Annotated in this window: 13 protein-coding genes; 8 read left to right on the top strand and 5 right to left on the bottom strand. The window is 43.3% G+C overall.

Annotated features, from left to right (window positions below; translation table 11 throughout):
• Window positions 1–74 precede the first annotated feature (74 nt).
• Together BLT41_RS15145 and BLT41_RS15140 are read left to right on the top strand one after the other, a co-directional pair.
• Complete coding sequence (locus tag BLT41_RS15145) at window positions 75–1,202, top strand: ABC transporter substrate-binding protein (RefSeq protein ID WP_092162641.1); 1,128 nt, start codon at window positions 75–77, stop codon at window positions 1,200–1,202.
• A gap of 44 nt (window positions 1,203–1,246) precedes the next feature.
• Window positions 1,247–2,752, top strand: a complete 1,506-nt coding sequence (locus tag BLT41_RS15140) for a leucyl aminopeptidase (protein ID WP_092162639.1) — start codon at window positions 1,247–1,249, stop codon at window positions 2,750–2,752.
• 150 nt (window positions 2,753–2,902) lie between these two features.
• Here BLT41_RS15140 and BLT41_RS15135 read toward each other — a convergent pair whose 3' ends face one another.
• Both BLT41_RS15135 and typA read right to left on the bottom strand, forming a co-directional pair.
• Entirely contained in the window at window positions 2,903–3,913 is a 1,011-nt protein-coding gene (locus tag BLT41_RS15135) for an asparaginase (RefSeq protein WP_092162637.1), read from the bottom strand.
• Window positions 3,914–4,044: 131 nt separating this feature from the next.
• A complete protein-coding gene (typA, locus tag BLT41_RS15130; protein WP_092162635.1) occupies window positions 4,045–5,883 on the bottom strand; it encodes a translational GTPase TypA in 1,839 nt (612 codons plus the stop codon).
• Window positions 5,884–6,199: 316 nt separating this feature from the next.
• Here typA and thyX point away from each other — a divergent pair, with 316 nt between their 5' ends.
• From thyX to BLT41_RS15115, 3 genes are all read left to right on the top strand, one after another.
• Window positions 6,200–6,943 carry an FAD-dependent thymidylate synthase gene (gene thyX / locus BLT41_RS15125; protein ID WP_092162633.1) on the top strand — a complete coding sequence of 248 codons (744 nt, stop codon included), beginning with the start codon at window positions 6,200–6,202 and terminating at the stop codon, window positions 6,941–6,943.
• Window positions 6,944–7,808: 865 nt separating this feature from the next.
• Window positions 7,809–9,158, top strand: a complete 1,350-nt coding sequence (locus BLT41_RS15120) for a chromosomal replication initiator protein DnaA (protein WP_092162631.1) — start codon at window positions 7,809–7,811, stop codon at window positions 9,156–9,158.
• A 116-nt stretch (window positions 9,159–9,274) separates the two neighbouring features.
• Complete coding sequence (locus tag BLT41_RS15115; protein WP_092162629.1) at window positions 9,275–9,979, top strand: DnaA N-terminal domain-containing protein; 705 nt, start codon at window positions 9,275–9,277, stop codon at window positions 9,977–9,979.
• Between the two features lie 89 nt (window positions 9,980–10,068).
• Here BLT41_RS15115 and BLT41_RS15110 read toward each other — a convergent pair whose 3' ends face one another.
• The 3 genes from BLT41_RS15110 to BLT41_RS15100 are packed head-to-tail and all read right to left on the bottom strand — an operon-like array spanning window position 10,069 to window position 12,891.
• Window positions 10,069–11,310, bottom strand: coding sequence for a molybdopterin molybdotransferase MoeA (locus tag BLT41_RS15110; RefSeq protein WP_092162627.1), 1,242 nt, complete (start codon window positions 11,308–11,310; stop codon window positions 10,069–10,071).
• Window positions 11,295–11,930, bottom strand: coding sequence for a molybdenum cofactor guanylyltransferase (mobA, locus tag BLT41_RS15105; RefSeq protein WP_170830386.1), 636 nt, complete (start codon window positions 11,928–11,930; stop codon window positions 11,295–11,297). Before mobA ends, BLT41_RS15110 begins: the two co-directional genes overlap by 16 nt.
• Window positions 11,899–12,891, bottom strand: coding sequence for an HD-GYP domain-containing protein (locus BLT41_RS15100; RefSeq protein WP_092162623.1), 993 nt, complete (start codon window positions 12,889–12,891; stop codon window positions 11,899–11,901). The genes mobA and BLT41_RS15100 overlap by 32 nt, the downstream gene beginning before the upstream one ends.
• A 382-nt stretch (window positions 12,892–13,273) precedes the next feature.
• Here BLT41_RS15100 and BLT41_RS15095 point away from each other — a divergent pair, with 382 nt between their 5' ends.
• From BLT41_RS15095 to tmcD, 3 genes are all read left to right on the top strand, one after another.
• Entirely contained in the window at window positions 13,274–15,421 is a 2,148-nt protein-coding gene (locus BLT41_RS15095) for an acetate--CoA ligase family protein (protein WP_092162622.1), read from the top strand.
• The gene (locus BLT41_RS15090) at window positions 15,422–16,486 is read left to right on the top strand and encodes a phosphotransacetylase family protein (RefSeq protein WP_092162621.1); all 1,065 of its coding nucleotides are present in this window, start codon (window positions 15,422–15,424) and stop codon (window positions 16,484–16,486) included.
• 391 nt (window positions 16,487–16,877) lie between these two features.
• Window positions 16,878–18,131: an electron transfer complex subunit TmcD gene (gene tmcD / locus BLT41_RS15085; protein ID WP_092162620.1), complete on the top strand. Its 1,254-nt coding sequence runs from the start codon at window positions 16,878–16,880 to the stop codon at window positions 18,129–18,131.
• Window positions 18,132–18,141: the final 10 nt, after the last annotated feature.

The raw sequence follows: 18,141 nt of genomic DNA, 5'->3' as shown, positions 1-18,141 counted from the left end.
CATGTGTATATCTGCTACTTATGTGGGCAGTAAAAACAGGTGTGGCTTTCGCATTGTAAATATTTGGAGGCAATATGAAAAAAATAGTACTTTTATGTCTGATTACTTTGGGGCTTTGCTTCGGTAGCGCATTCGCAGCCGATGATACCGTTAAAATCGGAGTTCTTTATAATCTTACGGGGGCTATGGCGGCAGTTGATCAGCCCGGCCTGCACGGAATGGAGCTCGCAAGGGATGTGATAAACAGTGAAGGCGGTGTGCTTGGTAAAAAATTAAGCTTAATAATCTCAGATTGCCGTTCGAATCTTGATTCAACTGCAACCGCAGCTGAATCTATAGCTGATGAGGATGGAATCGTCGCGGTTTTAGGACTTAATGATACTGACTACGTCACAGCGGCGGCTCCTGCTGTAACAACTAAAGGGCTTGTGTTCATCACGGCTGGCGCCACGATGCAAAATTTACCTTATATGTACGGCAAAAACTTTTTTATGACTGCTTTTGGTGACAATATGCAGGCCCGTGCTATTGCTAAGTTTGCAAAGCGCAGATTGAAAACTGAACGCTGTTTTGTCGGGACAGATGTTTCCAGTGAGTTTGCCAAAACTCTTTCTAAGTATTTTAAGCGTAGATATCGCAAATATGGTGGAGTTGTTGTTGACGAGGTCTGGTATAATGCCGGAGACACCACTTATCCGCTACCAAAGGAAGGGGATAAGCCTGACCTGCTTTTTATGTCCATCACACCGCCTGATGCGGCGGGGTATGTGACAGAAGCCCGTAAAGCCGGATTTAACCAGCCGATTGTTTCCGGTGACGGGTTTGATACTCCGGGGTTATTAAAGATTCCTGAAGAATATGCTCATTCAATTTATTTTGCGACCCATGTTGCGTTTGATAATCCTGATCCTGAAGTCCGTGATTTTGTGGATAGCTACAAAAGGATGTTCGGAGTTGCGCCGGAGAGCGGTTTTGCCGCACTTGGATACGACACCGTCATGCTGCTTGCTCAGGCTATTACAAGAGCCGGTTCTACCGATACGGAAGCAATCAGGGCCGCTTTATCGGCAACTGTCGGATTTAAGGGTGTTACTGGAGATATCAGTTATCCTGAAGGTGTAAGAGTTCCTAATAAAACTGTTGATATTGTACGTTTTAGCAATGGAACTTTTTCTTTTGTTGAGCAGGTTTCTCCCAATTAAAATGGATTTTTTGTTCACTCATCAAATAAATGCCGGAGAGGGAAATGGAATTTAATATTGTAGTTGAACCAGCGTCCGCATGGTCTGCTGATGCTGTAATTTTTTTCGCATTTAAGGGTTCAGAAGAGTTTCTGCCCGGATTTTCCAAATGGATAACGACGCAGGCAGACTGGGTGGCAGGTTCTCCGGGGCTCACTGATTTTACTGGAGAACTCGGCAGTACAACTGTAATTTACGGTTCTTCCACTTCAATTCAGCGGGTTATGATTGTAGGGCTCGGCGATAAGAATGAGTTTGGAATTGAGCAGTTCAGTCAGGCTGTGTCCTCGGCTTTTTGTAAATGCCGGGAGTTGAAATTCAGAATTGTCGGTGCTCCGCTGTCCGCTTTTGAAGGTATCGTTCTTGAGGATATGCACGAACATTTCGTCGCTGCTGCAATGAGCGGGCTTTATTCATATGATGAGTTTAAGACTAAAAAAGAAGATAATGCCGCGCTGCCCGAAGTCGTTAAAATGTTGACAGACGCTGAACCTTCCGAGACTTTTATTGAAGCTATCCATAAAGGACAGACTGTTGGAGAAGCGGTCTCCTATGCCCGTGATTTGGTTAATTCTCCTCCGAATATTGCAAATCCGGTTTTTCTTGCCGAAGAAGCAAAGAAGCTTGCAAAAAAATACGGCTTTAAATTTAAGGCCATGAAACGCAAGGAAATCATTGATAAGGGGATGGGGGCTTATGCTTCCGTTTTTAAAGGAAGTATTGATGAACCGCGCCTGATTACTCTTGAATATTGCCCTAAAGGAAGAGAAGGGGATAAACCTCTGGTGCTGGTCGGTAAAGGGGTCACTTTTGATACCGGCGGAATCTCGCTAAAGCCTAGCGGACACATTGAAGACATGAAATGTGATATGGCTGGAGCTGCGGCTATATTTGGATTTTTTCATGCTTTGGGCGAGCTGAATCCTGATTTGCCGGTTGTGGGGATATTGCCATGCGCGGATAATATGCCGGATGGATTAGCAACCCGCCCCGGTGAGGTTGTGACTTCTTTTTCCGGTAAGACTATCGAAATTTTAAATACTGATGCCGAGGGTCGCCTTTTACTTTGCGATGCTCTGGCATATTCGAAACAGTTTGAACCCGCCGCCATAATAGACCTTGCGACTCTCACAGGGGGGTGCATAGTTGCATTCGGCTGGAATGTTGCTGCTGTTATGGATAATTCACCGAAGCTTGAGAATATTATTATTGAATCGGGTATGAGAGTCGGTGAAAGATTCTGGCCCATGCCGCTGTGGGATATTTATAAAGAAGAGCTTAAAAGTGATGTGGCAGATTTAAAAAATATCGGGTCACGGGAAGGTATGACCATTCATGCCGGAATGTTTTTGAAAGAGTTTGTGCCCGAAAATGTACCTTGGGCGCATCTGGATATTGCCGGACCGGCCTGGCGAAAGAAGAAGACGGCAACTTTGACAGCCGGCGGAACGGGGTTCGGAGTCAGAACTTTAATAGAAATTATATCGCGAATCGATTTGGAAGATATTTAATAAAAAAGCGCCGCAGATTTACCTGCGGCGCTTTTTTTAAGACTGATGTTATTTGGGATTTCGCCTTCGGCTGGACCAAAGGGCTTGCGGCCCTCTGGACTCCCTTTTAAGGGGGAGGGGGTTAGATTAGAATTTTTTTGTTTTATGTTTTTAAACGCTTTCTTCTGCGAAAATTGTTTTAATCTGGTCTATCGGGCAGTTGCTGCCGAGTAGTAATTGTAACAGCAGTGTCGCTTTCAGCGCGGAAAGACCTCCGGCTGTTATGACACCTTTCTGTTTTAAATTCGCGGCTCCTCCGGGGTAAGCATAGATGGGCCATACTCCGCCTTCCACACATCGGGTGCATAGAACTACAAGTACACCTGCTTCAATACATTTTTCAATGCCTGCGACCAGTTCGGGAGGTGTGTTTCCTGCTCCGAATCCTTCAAGCACGATTCCTTTCACATCCGTTTCTAGTAATTTTTCTAAAATTGTGGAGTTCATTCCCGGATGACAGCCGACCAGATGTACGTTTTTACTTACGCCTGTGACCGGAAAAGAGAATCTCGGTCTTCTGTAGGAGTCGGCTCTTGTCAGGATTACTGATTCTCCGGCTATAAAACCTATTCTGCCTGTGTTTTGACCTATAAATGGGTCCACGTTAAGGGAACTTGATTTGATTGCGTTCTTGGCTGCAAAAAGCTTGTCCGCCATTTGGATGATAACGTCTGTTCCTTTGGGCGGCGGCAGCAGGCATACTCTGACGGCATCTACCAGATTACGTATTCCGTCATATCCTGATTCGTTGAAATAGCGCATGGCTCCGGTCAGAATTACCGGCTTCGGGGAGTTTACGGTCAGGTCGAGTGCATATGCTGTTTCAGCCATAAGGTCTGTGCCGTGCAGAATGACTGCTCCAAGGACTTGATCTTCGGAAAGGTATGAGTCTACGTCATGCGCCAGTTTAAGCATCATTTCAGGAGACATGTGCGGGCTGGGAACATCGGACCACAGCACAGGACGGATTTTAATGTCTTTATCGTCAGGAGTTATTTCTGAAAGTAATTTGTTGAAGTTGTCGTCGGGAACAACTCCTCCGGCATCAGGCTTTTCACTCATTCCAATTGTCCCGCCGGTGAATATGAGGACAACTTCGCCTGAAATATTATTCGCAACCATTTTTTATCTCCGGAAATGTATTTAGACTTTGAGCAAGTCAGGTAGCGTACCAAACTTTAATTGGCAATAAAAAAGCCTCTCAGACTTATTAGTCCAAGAGGCTTTTTGAGTGATTTTATTAGTTCAGCTGATTATTTCTTTTTGAGTTCTTTACCGCGTTCCATGTGACGTTTGGCAGAATTCAGTTCTGTTTTACGCAGACGGATTGAAAGCGGGGTGACTTCAATTACTTCATCGTCGGTGATGAAGTGCATAGCTCTTTCCAGACTCATAGGTTTGCATGGAGTAAGGATAACAGCTTCATCTTTACCTGATGCACGCATGTTGGTGAGCTTTTTTTCTTTGGTAGGATTGATATTGATATCAGTATCCTTGTTGTGCTCACCTACAATCATTCCTTCGTATACAGGGTCGCCTGGTCTAACGAACATTTCACCGCGAGGCTCTAGGTTAAAGATTGCGTAAGCAACACCTTTCCCTGCGCGGTCAGAAATTAAGGAACCTGTGTAACGTGCTGGGAAATCGCCTCTGTAATCGTCGTATCCGGCGAACAGAGTGTTCATGATTCCAGTACCTTTAGTGTCGGTAAGGAACTCATCGCGGTAACCGATAAGTGAACGTGATGGTGCAGAAAATTCCATGCGAACACGGCCCTTGCCGTTGTTAACGAGGTTGGTCATTTTTGCTTTTCTGGAAGAAAGTTTTTCAGTTACAACACCCATAAAGGCGTCTTCACAGTCGATGAAAACCTGTTCCATCGGCTCAAGTTTTTTGCCGTCTACTTTTTTGAAGATAACTTCAGGTCTTCCAACAGTAAGCTCAAAACCTTCACGGCGCATAGTTTCAATAAGGATAGCGAGCTGAAATTCACCGCGTCCTTTAACAATGAAGCTATCTCTGTATTCGCTTTCTTCGATCTTAATAGCAACGTTCAACAGAGTTTCTTTTTCGAGTCTTTCACGAATTTTAGAAGACTGAACGAGTTTACCTTCAAGTCCGGCCATTGGGGAAGTATTTATTCCAAAGCGCATGGATACTGTTGGTTCATCAACAGTGATTCTTGGAAGAGCTTTAGGAGCTTCTCTTGTACAAATTGTGTCACCGATAGTGATTCCTTCGATACCGGAAACAACAACAATATCACCAGGGTGAGCGATGTCTGTTTCGGTGAAAGTGACACCTTCGTAGGTCTGAACTTTGGTCAGTTTAAGAGGGACGACTTGATTTTCTTCATTGATACAAGCAAGAGGCACGTTTTGTTGAGTGGAGCCGTGAATTACTTTACCGATTGCGAGACGACCGAGGTAGTCGGAGTATCCGAGGTCGGAAACAAGCATCTGGAAAGGTTCATTTTCATCATAAGAAGGCCCGGGGATATGCTCGATAACGATATCCATGAGAGGGTGAAGATTTTCGCCTTTTTCTTCGAGAGTATGCTGTGCAATTCCGTCTCTGCCGATTGCGTACATGACAGGGAATTCAAGCTGTTCTTCGTTTGCGTCTAGATCGATGAAGAGGTCGTAAATTTCGTCAAGAACTTCTTCAGGGCGAGCATCACTGCGGTCAATTTTGTTGACAACAACGATGACTTTCAGACCGGCTTCAAGAGCTTTTTTCAATACGAATCTTGTCTGAGGCAGAGGTCCTTCAGAGGCATCAACTAAAAGGATTGCTCCATCAGCCATGCTTAAGGAACGTTCAACTTCTCCACCAAAGTCGGCATGGCCGGGGGTGTCGATGACGTTGATTTTTGTGCCTTTCCAGTCAACAGCACAGTTTTTAGCTGCAATGGTAATGCCGCGTTCGCGCTCAAGGTCCATGCTGTCCATGAGTCTGTCATCGACTTTCTGGCCTTCACGGAAGAGTCCGCTTTGCTTGAACATTCCGTCAACCAGTGTGGTTTTACCATGGTCAACGTGGGCTATGATTGCGATATTTCTGATTTTATCATTAATAGTAAGTTTGTTCACGGATTCCTCCGGCACATTACTGCCGCAAGCTTAGTTTCCCTTAACGGGTTACAATGCTAAAAAAGAATGCGGAAGATCAGCGGTCGGTTTGATTTATAGAGTTGGTTTGATAAGGGATGGTTAGTTAGGGTATATTCCCTTCTATGGCAAGTAAAAAAAAAGTTAATTTTGTGACAGATGTGTAACTTCTTGATTTTATTTCTAATTTAGAGTGTAGATTTGAGTAGAAATTTCCAAGTATTTTTTGACCCATTATTGCTGTCTTGCACCCATAGATCTTTTACTTTATGAAGAGCCATAAATTGAAGGAGCTCATATGCCTGAGAAAGATTTACGAGTAGAGTTGTTATCCATGACCCCTAATGCCCTTGAACTGATATACGCATCGTTCAGGCAGTGCTATCACGCAGGGTTTACTGCCGATATGTGGCCAAGACTTATAAGCGGCGAGATTGCTAAGGATAAGCAGGATGCCTTTGTTTCCGCTATTCTTGAATCCGGGCATGACAGCCCTATTGAACATGTCAGCTTTACGTTTGCAATTGAGGGTATCTCAAGAGCTTGTTCTCATCAGATAGTCAGGCATCGCATAGCGTCCTATTCGCAGCAGAGCCAGCGCTACGTTACTGAGAATGATATGGATTACATAATTCCTCCGGCAATAAAGAAAATTCCCGAAGCTCGTGAACGTTTTGAAAAGTTTATGGAAGAAGTCGGCAGCGCATATAAAGATTTGCGCGAGATTCTCGTTGCAGCCGGGCGTGAAAGCAAAGCTAATGAAGATGCCAGATTTGTGCTTCCTCAGGCTGCTGAAACGAAAATAGTGATAACCATGAATTGCCGTTCGCTTATGCACTTTTTTAATTTGCGCTGTTGCCAGAGGGCGCAGTGGGAAGTTCGCATTATGGCCGATAAAATGTTGAAGCTTTGTAAGGAAAGTCTTCCTGCAATATTCCGCAACGGCGGAGCAAGGTGTGAGCAATTGGGTTATTGCCCAGAGGCTGAAAAATTTGCTTGCGGTAAATATCCAACTTTAAAAGAGCTGACTGCGAAAAAGTAATCTCTACATTATATATAGCATGCCTAAAAAAATAAAAGGCATATAGCTTATACTGAACCTGCCCATATTTTTGGGCAGGTTTTTTTGTTTTGGGCTGTTTTCATTTTTAATTAAATATTTTTGATTATTATTCGCAAAAGATAATCAAACGTCATTTTTTTGATTTTTTAGCAATTTTGTTAGTTGAAATACCATTTTTGTCGTTTTAATCATACTGGATGGGTGTGCAATCGCAGCATAGTGTTGTCTAAATAAAATTTATGGTGTGGATAGACTTTTGTTTAAAATTGATTGGTGTAAATCTATATGCCCATGATCCTTTGATTTGTATGCCTTTAGCGATGTCAAGTGAATGTAAATTCAATTAAATCAGTAAGTTGACAAATGTTCTAAAGTCCGAAATCTGTCAGCCCTTTGTTTTATTGGGTTTAGCGCACTGTTATTTAAAGATTGTTTTTTATAAGATATGCTGATTTATGGCGTTATTTTCTAATTATTCAATTATATTAGAATTTTACAAGGTGATAAAATGTTTTATCAGTATAAGTTCAAAATGATAATAATGAGAAGATATTTTACCTACAACGAGAGAAAAAGCGAAATTCTTTGAAAAATCGAGATAAATTGATTTGTAGCTGTTTAAAAAGTTTTCAACAGGTGTTGATAAAAATGATGTTGACACTCGGGAGCCTTAGAAACACGCAGGTTTTCAGAATTTTAAATATCCAGCCATAAACGCTTGTATAGTTAAAAATCATCAATAATACAGTAGTTTATCTTGTAGAAAAAGAAGACTCAAACATCGGGTGACCAGTGCTATATTGCGAGTTGATGTATTGATGTCCTTTGTCTTAGTTATCGCTCCATGATGACAGACAGCTGGAATAAAATTTTAAATTTTCTTGAGAAGGGTCTTAACCCCGGTCTATTCAAAGTTTGGATCAAACCTTTGAAGGCTGAAGTAAGTAACAACTCCATTAAGCTATATGCTCCTAATGAATTTGTTGCTGCATGGGTTAGAGACCGTCTTATAGACAATATTACTGAAGCCGGGACTCAGGTCCTAGGAGCTCGTCCGAAGGTTGAAGTCGGCGTTAAAAAATCTGCTGAGAAACCAGCAGGTTTAGTTCGCCCTAAAACCCCTCGACAGGTCCAAACAAGCATGGGTCTTCCCATGATGCACCCAGCTGTAACCAAAAAGATGCCGCGCTGGCGTTTTTCTTTCGATGACTTTATCGTTGGAGATTCTAACCAATTGGCATGTGCCGCTTCGAGAAGTCTTTGCGATAACTCGTTGCCCGGTGATCAGCTTTTCCTGAGTTCAACTCCGGGACTGGGAAAAACACATTTACTGCATTCTATAGGTAAGGGACTTTGTGCGACAAGTAATAAACAGCACGTTTCCATTGCCTGCCTTACAGCAGAAGAGTTTGCAAACAGAATGGTAATGGCTCTTAAAGCAGGTGAAATATCAAGATTTAAATCTGAATTCAGAGATAATGTTGACTGTCTTCTTCTTGAAGATGTTCATTTCTTTCAGGGCAAGCATAAGATGCAGGACGAGATTCTCGAAACTCTGAAATGCCTCCAATTGCGCGGTTCAAAAGTCGTTATGACAAGTTCTTTTCTGCCTCGTGAACTTGAAAAAGTTGATCCTCAGCTTGTATCCAGATTTTGTTCAGGACTTCTCGCGGTAATAGCCACTCCTGATTTTGAGACCAGAAAACGCATTGTACAAAGCAAAGCTATCCGTCTTGGTACTCAGGTTCCGGATTCTATCTCGGAACTGCTGGCAGACCGAATTACGACCGATGTAAGGCAGTTGGAAAGCTGTTTGCAGAACCTCGTACTTAAAGCAAGACTGCTCAACAAAAATTTGACTCAGGATTTAGCTTGGCAGGTTCTTGAAAATTATTCTTTGGAAAATAAAAATCCAAGTTACGATTCAATTGTAGACCATATCTGTCGTTCTTATGAACTTTCAGCCGACCAGTTACGTTCCAAAAGTCGGAAACGTCAGATTGTTCTTGCCAGAAACACAGCTTTCTTTCTCGCCCGCAAATATACCGAACTCTCTTTGAAAGATATCGGAGTCCGGCTTTGTCGCAGACATTCCACAGTCATTAAAGGCATTACTAATATTGAACGGGAAATTTCTTTGCAAACGCCTTTGGGAAGGCAGTTGCAGGATACCGTAGCTCGCTTGACTCCATAGCAGAACGGCGCTTTATGCGTTTTTGTTGCTAAAGGATATTCATTGCATCCGGCTTTGATTTGTCGTAATACCAGCCCCCTTGTTTTAAACTGAAACGAAACTTTCAGGGGTAGGAAATGAATTCCGATTTGTGGCATTCGATTAAAAAGAAATTAAAGGTCCGCATAAATCCGATTTTGGTTCGGGTATGGGTTGATCCCTTATCCGCCAGATATGAAGATGGTGTGGTTCAAATTACTGCGCCTAATGAATTTGTTATGAACTGGGTGCAGGAACATCTTCTGGGATCGATTAAAGATGCCGCGCAGGAAGTGCTTTCCGCTGAGGTTGGAGTTACAATCGCACTTAGTACGAATGATGAAGGTGTGCCGAATAGCCGTGAATTCATTACAGATGTGACCGCTTATTACGCTGTTGAAGATATTTTAAGCAGTATTAACCGATTGCGAACTATTGTTCATAATCGGTATGGGCTTGAGTCCATAAATGTATCTGGTTCGATTGAGGCTGATCCATTGCCGGCGCTTGAACTTGAAGCACAAACTTTTGATTCAATTCTTGATGCTGTTCTAGAGGCTTTTGCTGTAAGCTTCAGGGAAATTATGGTGCAGGAAACTGACCATGCTGTTCTGGCCAGACGGGCCTTGTACTACCTGTGTGCCAGATATGACATCCCTCCTGAAGAGGTTGCTTTGAATATGGATTGTACTGTCTCAGAAGTGAAAGCCGGTGCTGCTGAACTTGAAGAAGAAATTGAATTTGCAATAGATAACGGTGATAATTTAGATGAGTTGCTTTTGCGGCTCTTCCGAAAAGATTAATATTTTATTTTTAAAATTTAAGTTGATATTTAAAAGGCCTGACTACTTTTAGTCAGGCCTTTTCTTTTGATGTCATAAACCTGTTGCGGCTAACCGGTTTTGATAATTTGAACAAGTTCCCCAGCATTAAGTTTTCCTGAATTCGGGGCGATTGTGATGATGCCGTTTGCGAGGCACATTAATTTTCTTGAAGATAAGTTGCGGTTATTCAGTGGGGTCGCCTTAATTGAACCGTTTTCTTCAATAATATGGCAGAGAATTAGTTTTTCGCGTTCCTCGGCTCCTTTTACAGAGGCTCCGAGTATTGCGAAAGTCGAGCTGATGATGTCCGGTAGTCCCAGAAGAATATTGAGAGTTGGTTTTATAACCGTATGGAAAGCTAATTGAACCGCATTCGGCGGTCCCGGAAGTCCTAATATGGCAGTGTCTTGAAGCTTGAAAGCAAAAATTGATTTGGCCGGGTGTATGGAAAGTCCTTTGAATAGCGGTGTGCCGCCTGCGTTGCGTATCGAATCAAAAACAAAATCTCTGTTCCCCGGTCCTGTTCCCCCTGTGGTGATGATCAGGTCGCAGGCTGAGTGTCTTTTTATTGCTTCGGCAATTGCTTCAGGTGAATTTTCACAAGTGGAGATGGCCACTTCGGCAGTGCCGCAACTTTCACATAATGCTTTCATTAAAATGAGATTGTCAGCGGGGATTAATCCTTCCGGGCCTGTTTTAGTTGGATCGCAAAGTTCGTTGCCGACAGCTAAGACCGCTATAGATGGAGCCTGACGCACACGTATATGGTTTTTTCCGGCATATGCCAGAAGGGCTGCCGCGCATGCTGAAATATGGGTGTTTTCAGCGATGAGGGTTTCTCCGGGTAGAACATCTGAACCAGCCGGACGAATGAAAGCTCCTTCTTGGACGGGAGAGAATATTGAAATTTTATTACTTGAAATAGTCACCTGCTCAAAGGGGATGACCGAATCACAGCCTTGAGGGATGATCCCACCGGTCAAAATTTTTATTGCACCGTTCGGACGTGTTTTTTCAGATCCGCTGGATGACGGCCTTATTTCTCCTGAAACCGTGAAAATGATAGGCGAGTCAACGGACGCTGAAGATGTTTCGGATGCTGTGAGAGCAAAACCGTCCATGGCAGAACGGTCATGTTCAGGCATGGATATTTCGGAACAGATGGTTTGGGCAGCAACGCTTCCGCAACAATCGGTCACGGGGATGGTTTTTTCAATAATCGGCGAAAGTTGTATTTTAAGAATTTCGAGGGCTTTTCGGCGGGTGATGTTTTGCGGATAATTTGCGCTTTTTTCTAAATCTTGTTGCATTTTTTTGCTCTCTCACACGCTTTGCTGAGTTCTTCCGGGGTGTTTACGTTGATAAATGATTCAAGATCCTGATCATGTTGCTGAAGTATTTCGGCATCAACAGCATGTACTTTTACTTCAGGGAAAAATCTGATGATTTGAAATATTTCATTATTAAGATTTTCTTCAATGAAGGGAAGACAGCGCTTTGAATATACGGCGCAAAGCGGCTCATACCTCCAGTTATCGTGTATGGGGATAAGAACATCGTCCGAAGGTGAAAGAAGCGAGAGCATCTTTGTTACGAGATTTTTATTCAGAAAAGGTGAGTCGCAGGCTGTTATGAAAACATGGTCGGTTTCAGCATGGCTTATGGCAGCATGTATTCCTGTAAGGGAACTTCTCTGCTGATAAATATCTCCGACAAGTCTGACTCCTAAATTCGTATGATGTTCAGGAGTTCGGGTAATGACAAAAATTTCGGTAAAAAGTCCTGACAGTTGACGAATTATTCTGCTGACTATCTTTTCACCGGAGATCTCAAGGCACGATTTGTCCTTGTATCCCATCCGGCTTCCTTCTCCGCCAGCTAAAATGGCTGCGCTTACTTTATTCTCTGTAGGTAACTTTTTCGAGGGCATAAATAATGTTCGGATCATATAGGGCTGATTCTTTGTATAGCATTTTTAGAGCGTTAACAGTGGTCATACTCTTTTTCCCGGGACGCTCCATTGTCATTGCCACAAAAGAATCAACAGCGCCACACAGTTTTCCCAGCCATGAAATTTGGTCGCATGTCACACCGCGCGGGTAACCTGAACCGTCCATTCTCTCATGATGTTCAAGTATTGCTCTGAGAGACGTTTTGGTAAGAGATTGTGTCAGGCTGAGAATCTCAACGGAATTGATGGGGTGATTCCGTATGCGCTTTTGTTCGTCTATGCTTAAGGAAAATTCTTTACCAAGTACAAAGTCCGGCAGACAGCTCATTCCTATATCACATAGAAATAAGGCTATAAGCGATTCCATAAAAGAATCCAGATCAGGTTTGCCTTCTCTGCCATGCAGGCATATCCCTGCGCCTATGATGCCGTTTGAAATTGATTTGTTTGTTAGAGAGTGGTCTTTGCACAGAAGCGGGAGCATGTCCCAAATAATGTCAGGGTTTTTATATACAAGTTCCCCTGCTGCAATCAGTGTTGTATGAAAATAGTCAAAGTTTTTTTTAAGAGAGTCTTTAAAAATTTTAACGGAAGAATCCTTGAGCCCTTCAATAATGATCTGGGCCATATCTTCATCTGAGATCGAATGTGACATGTCGGTAATAACCGTTTCTAAATTTGTGGCGAAATACGGTTTACAGTCAGAAATGTCGGTACTTTTTATAAAAATAAGATCTTTTTCACAGTCATTGAATATACTTAGTTTTTCAGCAGAAATGATTGTTTTTCCCGCAGTTGTCGCAGGTGAAAACTGCCCGGTTTGCGGGTTCATTCGATATAAGCAGAAAGGAAGTCCCGTTTTAGGTAGAAATTTGAAAATAGCGCTTGAAATTGAGCAGTAACTTTCTTCTATCGTCGAGTTGCTTTTTACCTTATTCATATTCTGACTCTCTTTAGCTGAGTATATTCTTTGCTAAGAAATATTTTATATGCGCATCGTGTTTTTATAATTATTAATTTTATTATCATCAAATGGTACCTAAGGGCAATGGGGGGAAGCTTGAATAAATATGAATCTGTTATAAAATCAGTATAGATTCATATTTTATTAATTTTTTACCTATTCTATCGGGTTGGAGTGCGTTCAATTCTTGCAATGACCACCGTACTCTGACTATATTCATCCTCTGTAAGGATTAAATGATCGATATTGCACTGGATGAGTGCTAAACTTCAGCAGGAATAAGTTCTGTTGCCGTATCATTTTCCTCAGGAAACGCATATCCCCTCTTATTATATTTCAAGGGGTTTCGGGAGAAAGTTTGGATAGTCTTTTTACTCCATCATCAATTGCCGTTGTAGGCGCTTCGGCTGTTTCCGGTAAAATCGGGAATACGATTCTTACGAATCTTCAAAATGCCGGATACAAGGGAGAGCTGTGTCCGGTGAACCCCCGCGGGGGAACAATATGCGATCTGAAAGCTTTTAAGAGTGCTTCTGAAATAGGTCATCCTGTGGATTTGGCTGTTATAGCTGTTCCTCGAGATTCTGTACTCGGAGTTTTAAAGGACTTGATTGAAACAGGAGTTCGTTCGGTTGCAATTATTTCTGCCGGTTTCAGTGAAGTAGGCCGTGAAGGATGGCTGCTTGAAAAACAAATTACGGAATTGGCTGAAAAGAACGGAATTTCTCTGCTTGGCCCCAATTGTCTGGGGCTTATTAATTCATCAGGAGGGGTAAACGCTTCCTTTGCCACCGGCAATCCTTTGCCCGGAACAACCGCATTTTTTTCGCAGTCCGGCGCATTATGCGTAGCTATTCTTGATTGGGCGCTGGAGGCTGGAGTCGGGTTTTCCAAGTTTGTAAGTCTTGGCAACAAGGCCGTTATAAATGAAGCCTCAATTATTGAATATCTGGGGAATGACCCGGAAACTAAAGTAATTCTGGGGTACGTGGAAAATATTGCAGACGGGCGTAACTTTATGGAGCAGGCCGTCAAGGTTTCTATGAAGAAGCCTATTATTATGATGAAGGCCGGGATAACTGCCGCCGGAGCAAGAGCCGCTTCATCTCATACAGGAGCTATTGCCGGATCTGATCAGGCTTGCGACGCGGCGTTTCGTCAGTCCGGGATTATCAGAGTTGACAGGCTGGAAGAACTCTTCAATCTGGCTAAAGCCTTTTCCTGTCAGGAACTGCCTTTCGGTCCTAATTTAGGAATAGTCACAAATGCCGGTGGTCCCGGTATACTTGCGGCTGATGCTTGCGGCGAATATGGTTTACGTATGCCTTCTTTTTCATCCCCGACCATCGCAGAATTGCAACCCATGCTGCCGGGTTATGCCTCAATTTATAATCCTGTCGATTTATTGCGGGGAGCTGATGCGGACCGTTATCGCAAGGCCATAAAAGTTGTCGGTCATGATCCGGTTATTAACAGTGTCCTAGTCATTATTGCCCCGTCAGAGAATATGAATCTCAAAGAAGTTGCTGAAACAGTTGCAACTTGTGCTTCTGAAATCTGCAAACCTGTTTTTTGCTGCCTTATGGGTCGCAAAAACAGTGAAGAAGCCAGAAGTGTTTTTGCTGCAGCCGGGGTTCCGGTTTATGATTTTCCGAAGCAGGCGGTCAGGGCTATGGACAGCATGTACCGATATGCCGTCTGGAAAGGGCGCGCCTCAAGAACCTTTGAAATTCCTGACCGGGACTATGAAGCTGCGCGAGAGGTTGTTGATTCTGCGTTAAGTTCCGGACGTTCAGAACTTGTGGAATTTCAGGCCCGGGATATTGTTACTGCATATGGTCTGCCCACTCCTGAATCTGATCTGGCCCGTTCCGGTGATGAGGCTGCTCTCTTGGCTGAAAGACTAGGTTTTCCTGTAGTTCTTAAGATTGCTTCTCCGGATATTTCGCATAAGTCGGATGTAAACGGAGTTTGGCTGAATCTTAAAACTGCGGAAGAAGTCCGTAATGCTTTCTGGCAGATAACGGCACAGGCACAGCGGCTTAAACCAAGTGCGTATATTGCAGGGTGTCTGGTTCAACAGATGGCATCAAAAGACGCACGGGAAGTTATTATCGGTTTTCGCAGGGATGATCAGTTCGGACCTTTATTGATGTTCGGACTTGGTGGTGTTTATGTTGAGATCTTAAAAGATATTTCGTTTCGTCTCGCACCTCTTTCGGTTGAAGATGCCGGAGATATGGTGCGCGAAATTCGTTCATATATGTTGTTGAAAGGAGTCAGAGGGAGCGAGCCTGCTGATTTCGATGCAATAACTGATGTTTTGATCAGAATGTCTTGTCTGGCTGATGATTTTCCTGAGATATATGAAGCTGAATTTAATCCTGTGCTTGTAAGCTCGGACGAGGCGCTGGTCGCGGATGCCCGCATGACTATAGTCGAGCTTCCGTCAGCCGGGAAAGAATCAGATTTGATCATAGATGAAGACCTTTCAAAGGAGGCATAAATGGTAGGTATTTATATAGGTTCTACGACCGGATATTCGGGTAAGAACCTTTTGGCCATGTCTTTAGGATTGAAGTTTCGCAACAGCGGCTTCAATGTCGGCTATATGAAACCTGTGGGAGCTGTTCCGCATATGGACGGAAACAGGCCGGGCGATGCCGATGCAGCTTTTATTCAGGAAGTGCTGGGTCTTGAACAGGACCCTGGAAAAGTTACTCCTGTACTGGTCACCAGAGATTTTACGATAAAAGCTTTTACCGAAGATCTCGGAGATTTGAAGCCGTCGATTGTAGAATCATATGAGGAGCTGAGTCAGGACAAAGATGTCATGATTATCGGCGGGTCAGGAAGTTTTTTAAGTTCTGGAAATTATTGCGGAGTCAGCGGTCCGGATGTGGCAAGTGCGCTTGGGGCCAAGACCATTCTTGTTGACCGGTATTCAAAAGAACTGAAGTATGATTATGTGCTTCGTGTTCAGAAGGACCTCGGAGATGATTTCCTCGGAGTTGTCTTTAATGATGTGCCTGAACACTATATGGATGAACTTAAATCTCTGCTCATTCCTTTTCTTGAAAAGAAAGGTGTTAAAGTTCTGGGCGTGATTCCTCGCGATCCTCTTATGGGAGCGATTAAAGTAAGCGACCTTGCGGAGCGTTTGTTCGGAAAAATTATTTCTGCCCATACTAAGGCGGACAGGGTTGTTGAAAATTTCCTGATCGGCACTATGCAGGTTGAAAATTTTATTACTCACTTCAGGCGGCATAAAAATTCTGCAGTCATTGTCGGTGGAGACAGGGCAGACGTTCAGCTTGTCGCACTGGAAGGAAATTGTCCTTGTCTTATTCTTACAGGGAATCTTTATCCTAATGATATTATATTGACCCGTTCTGAGGTGCTTGAGATTCCTGTTATTGTTGTTCGGGATGATACCTATTCTGTGGCAAAGAAAATGGAAGCAATTCAGGAAAGCTACAAACTCAGAGACATGATTAAGATTAATCATGGAGCCAGTTTGGTTAATTCAGAGCTTGATTATGACTATATTTTTGAGAAATTGGAACTCTAATAGTATACCATTAGAGTCTGAATAAAAATATATCTTTTACTTTTATGAATACTGTTTTGAGTTACTTTTTGTAAAGTAAATAGCGCTAACATGTTGTTTTTTATGTTTTTACATGTGGGGCGACTGCGGTTTACAGCCGTAGTTGTCCTGTTTTTTTTGAAGGATTAGAGAGACAATCCTCATGGTTACTATTGTCCTGTTTTATAAAATATGCGATTTAACCACCAGTTATAAGTTCAGTAGGGTCTTTGGGCTTATGTGGTGAGGTTAGTTTCGACCAATAGATGTGATTAGATTTGGTTAGAAAACAGGGTGCGAGGCACCCGAAAAACCGAGCGTGATTTGGCAGTGTTGGCGGACACACCAAATTTTCGGAATGAGGAGGCATAAGATGCCTAATGCGTCCACGTGGGATTGGAATCCCGGTAGGCGAGAGGTCCAAGACGTTAGTTCTTGGTCCAGTAAATTTGAGAGAGTGGAAGAATTCTATGCCAGTTCCGACGGTGAAAAGGTCGGAGCAGTCGTAAAGACAGGCGAAGGAGAATTTACTGCTTGCGTTAACGGTCAAGCCTGGGAAGATAGATATGAAAGGGTTTTTTACCTTAAATTTTCTCCAGACGGTAGATTGGCTGTTATCACTCAACAGGATGGCGAATGGACTTTAGCTGTTGACGGCGTAAGTTGGCCTGAAACGTACGGCTATATCTGGAGAACTATGTTTGGTGCCAACGGTTCCATTAACTGTGCTGTTCAGCAGGACGGTGAGTATGGAATGGGTACTGATGGCGTTCTTTGGGAAAATCTATTTGTTAATGCTAACAATTTTACAATCAGTGGTGATGGCACGAAAACAGCTGCTGTTGTTCAGGTAACACCTATTGCTCAGGCTGATATTGAGACCTTTGATAAAGGTGCCTTTACCATTGCTGTGAATGGTGAAGCTTGGGACAGTGTTTTCATGAACTGCTACTCTCCTGTGTTTGACGCAAAAAGTGAAAGAGTCGCCTGCGAAGTCAGAAGGACTCTTTACGATTACACAATCGCAGTTGACGGAAGAATCTGGCAACGTGAATTTCAGTGTGTATGGGATCCTTGCTTCAACCCCGTAACTGGTGCAATCGCTGCTCCTGTCCGTCTTGGCGGAAAATGGGGAATGGCTCAGGATGGAGAAGTTATCTGGCCGGCTGAGTTTGCTCAGTGTTGGCATCAGCAGTTCAGTGCAGACGGTAAGAACCTTTGGGCTATTGTCGCTACCAGCATAGGTAAATTTACCGTTGCCAAGAATGGAACTCCTTGGAATATTAAAGTTCCTGTTGTTCTTGATCTGGCTGTAAGTCCTGATGGAAATCGCGCTGCAGCTCTTGGAAAGACTGATTATGTTTACACAGTCAGTTGTGATGATAAGGTTTGGAACGATTCTTATGATATGGCTTGGAAGCCTGTTTTCAGTCCTGACAGCACTAAAGTTGCCGCTAAGGTTGAAAAGAAAGGCCGCTTTACAATTGTTCTTGACGGGAAGGCTTATGGGCAGGATTTTGAACAATGCTGGGAGCCTGTTTTCAGTCCTTGTTCCACTAAAGTTCTTATCCGCGCAGTTGATGGCGGAAAGTTTGTCCGCATTGTAGCTGATGTGAGCGATTTTTAACAGCCGGAGG

The organism is Maridesulfovibrio ferrireducens, from assembly GCF_900101105.1.
In the GTDB taxonomy this organism is placed as follows: Bacteria; Desulfobacterota; Desulfovibrionia; order Desulfovibrionales; family Desulfovibrionaceae; genus Maridesulfovibrio; species Maridesulfovibrio ferrireducens.
This window is presented reverse-complemented; position numbering and strand designations above follow the sequence as displayed.

Excerpts from the sequence above, each read along its gene's own strand:
- BLT41_RS15145 (WP_092162641.1), top strand. The coding sequence starts at position 75 with ATGAAAAAAATAGTACTTTTATGTCTGATTACTTTGGGGCTTTGCTTC.
- BLT41_RS15140 (WP_092162639.1), top strand. The coding sequence starts at position 1,247 with ATGGAATTTAATATTGTAGTTGAACCAGCGTCCGCATGGTCTGCTGAT.
- BLT41_RS15135 (WP_092162637.1), bottom strand. The coding sequence starts at position 3,913 with ATGGTTGCGAATAATATTTCAGGCGAAGTTGTCCTCATATTCACCGGC.
- thyX (WP_092162633.1), top strand. The coding sequence starts at position 6,200 with ATGCCTGAGAAAGATTTACGAGTAGAGTTGTTATCCATGACCCCTAAT.
- BLT41_RS15120 (WP_092162631.1), top strand. The coding sequence starts at position 7,809 with ATGATGACAGACAGCTGGAATAAAATTTTAAATTTTCTTGAGAAGGGT.
- BLT41_RS15115 (WP_092162629.1), top strand. The coding sequence starts at position 9,275 with ATGAATTCCGATTTGTGGCATTCGATTAAAAAGAAATTAAAGGTCCGC.
- BLT41_RS15110 (WP_092162627.1), bottom strand. The coding sequence starts at position 11,310 with ATGCAACAAGATTTAGAAAAAAGCGCAAATTATCCGCAAAACATCACC.
- mobA (WP_170830386.1), bottom strand. The coding sequence starts at position 11,930 with ATGCCCTCGAAAAAGTTACCTACAGAGAATAAAGTAAGCGCAGCCATT.
- BLT41_RS15100 (WP_092162623.1), bottom strand. The coding sequence starts at position 12,891 with ATGAATAAGGTAAAAAGCAACTCGACGATAGAAGAAAGTTACTGCTCA.
- BLT41_RS15090 (WP_092162621.1), top strand. The coding sequence starts at position 15,422 with ATGGTAGGTATTTATATAGGTTCTACGACCGGATATTCGGGTAAGAAC.
- tmcD (WP_092162620.1), top strand. The coding sequence starts at position 16,878 with ATGCCTAATGCGTCCACGTGGGATTGGAATCCCGGTAGGCGAGAGGTC.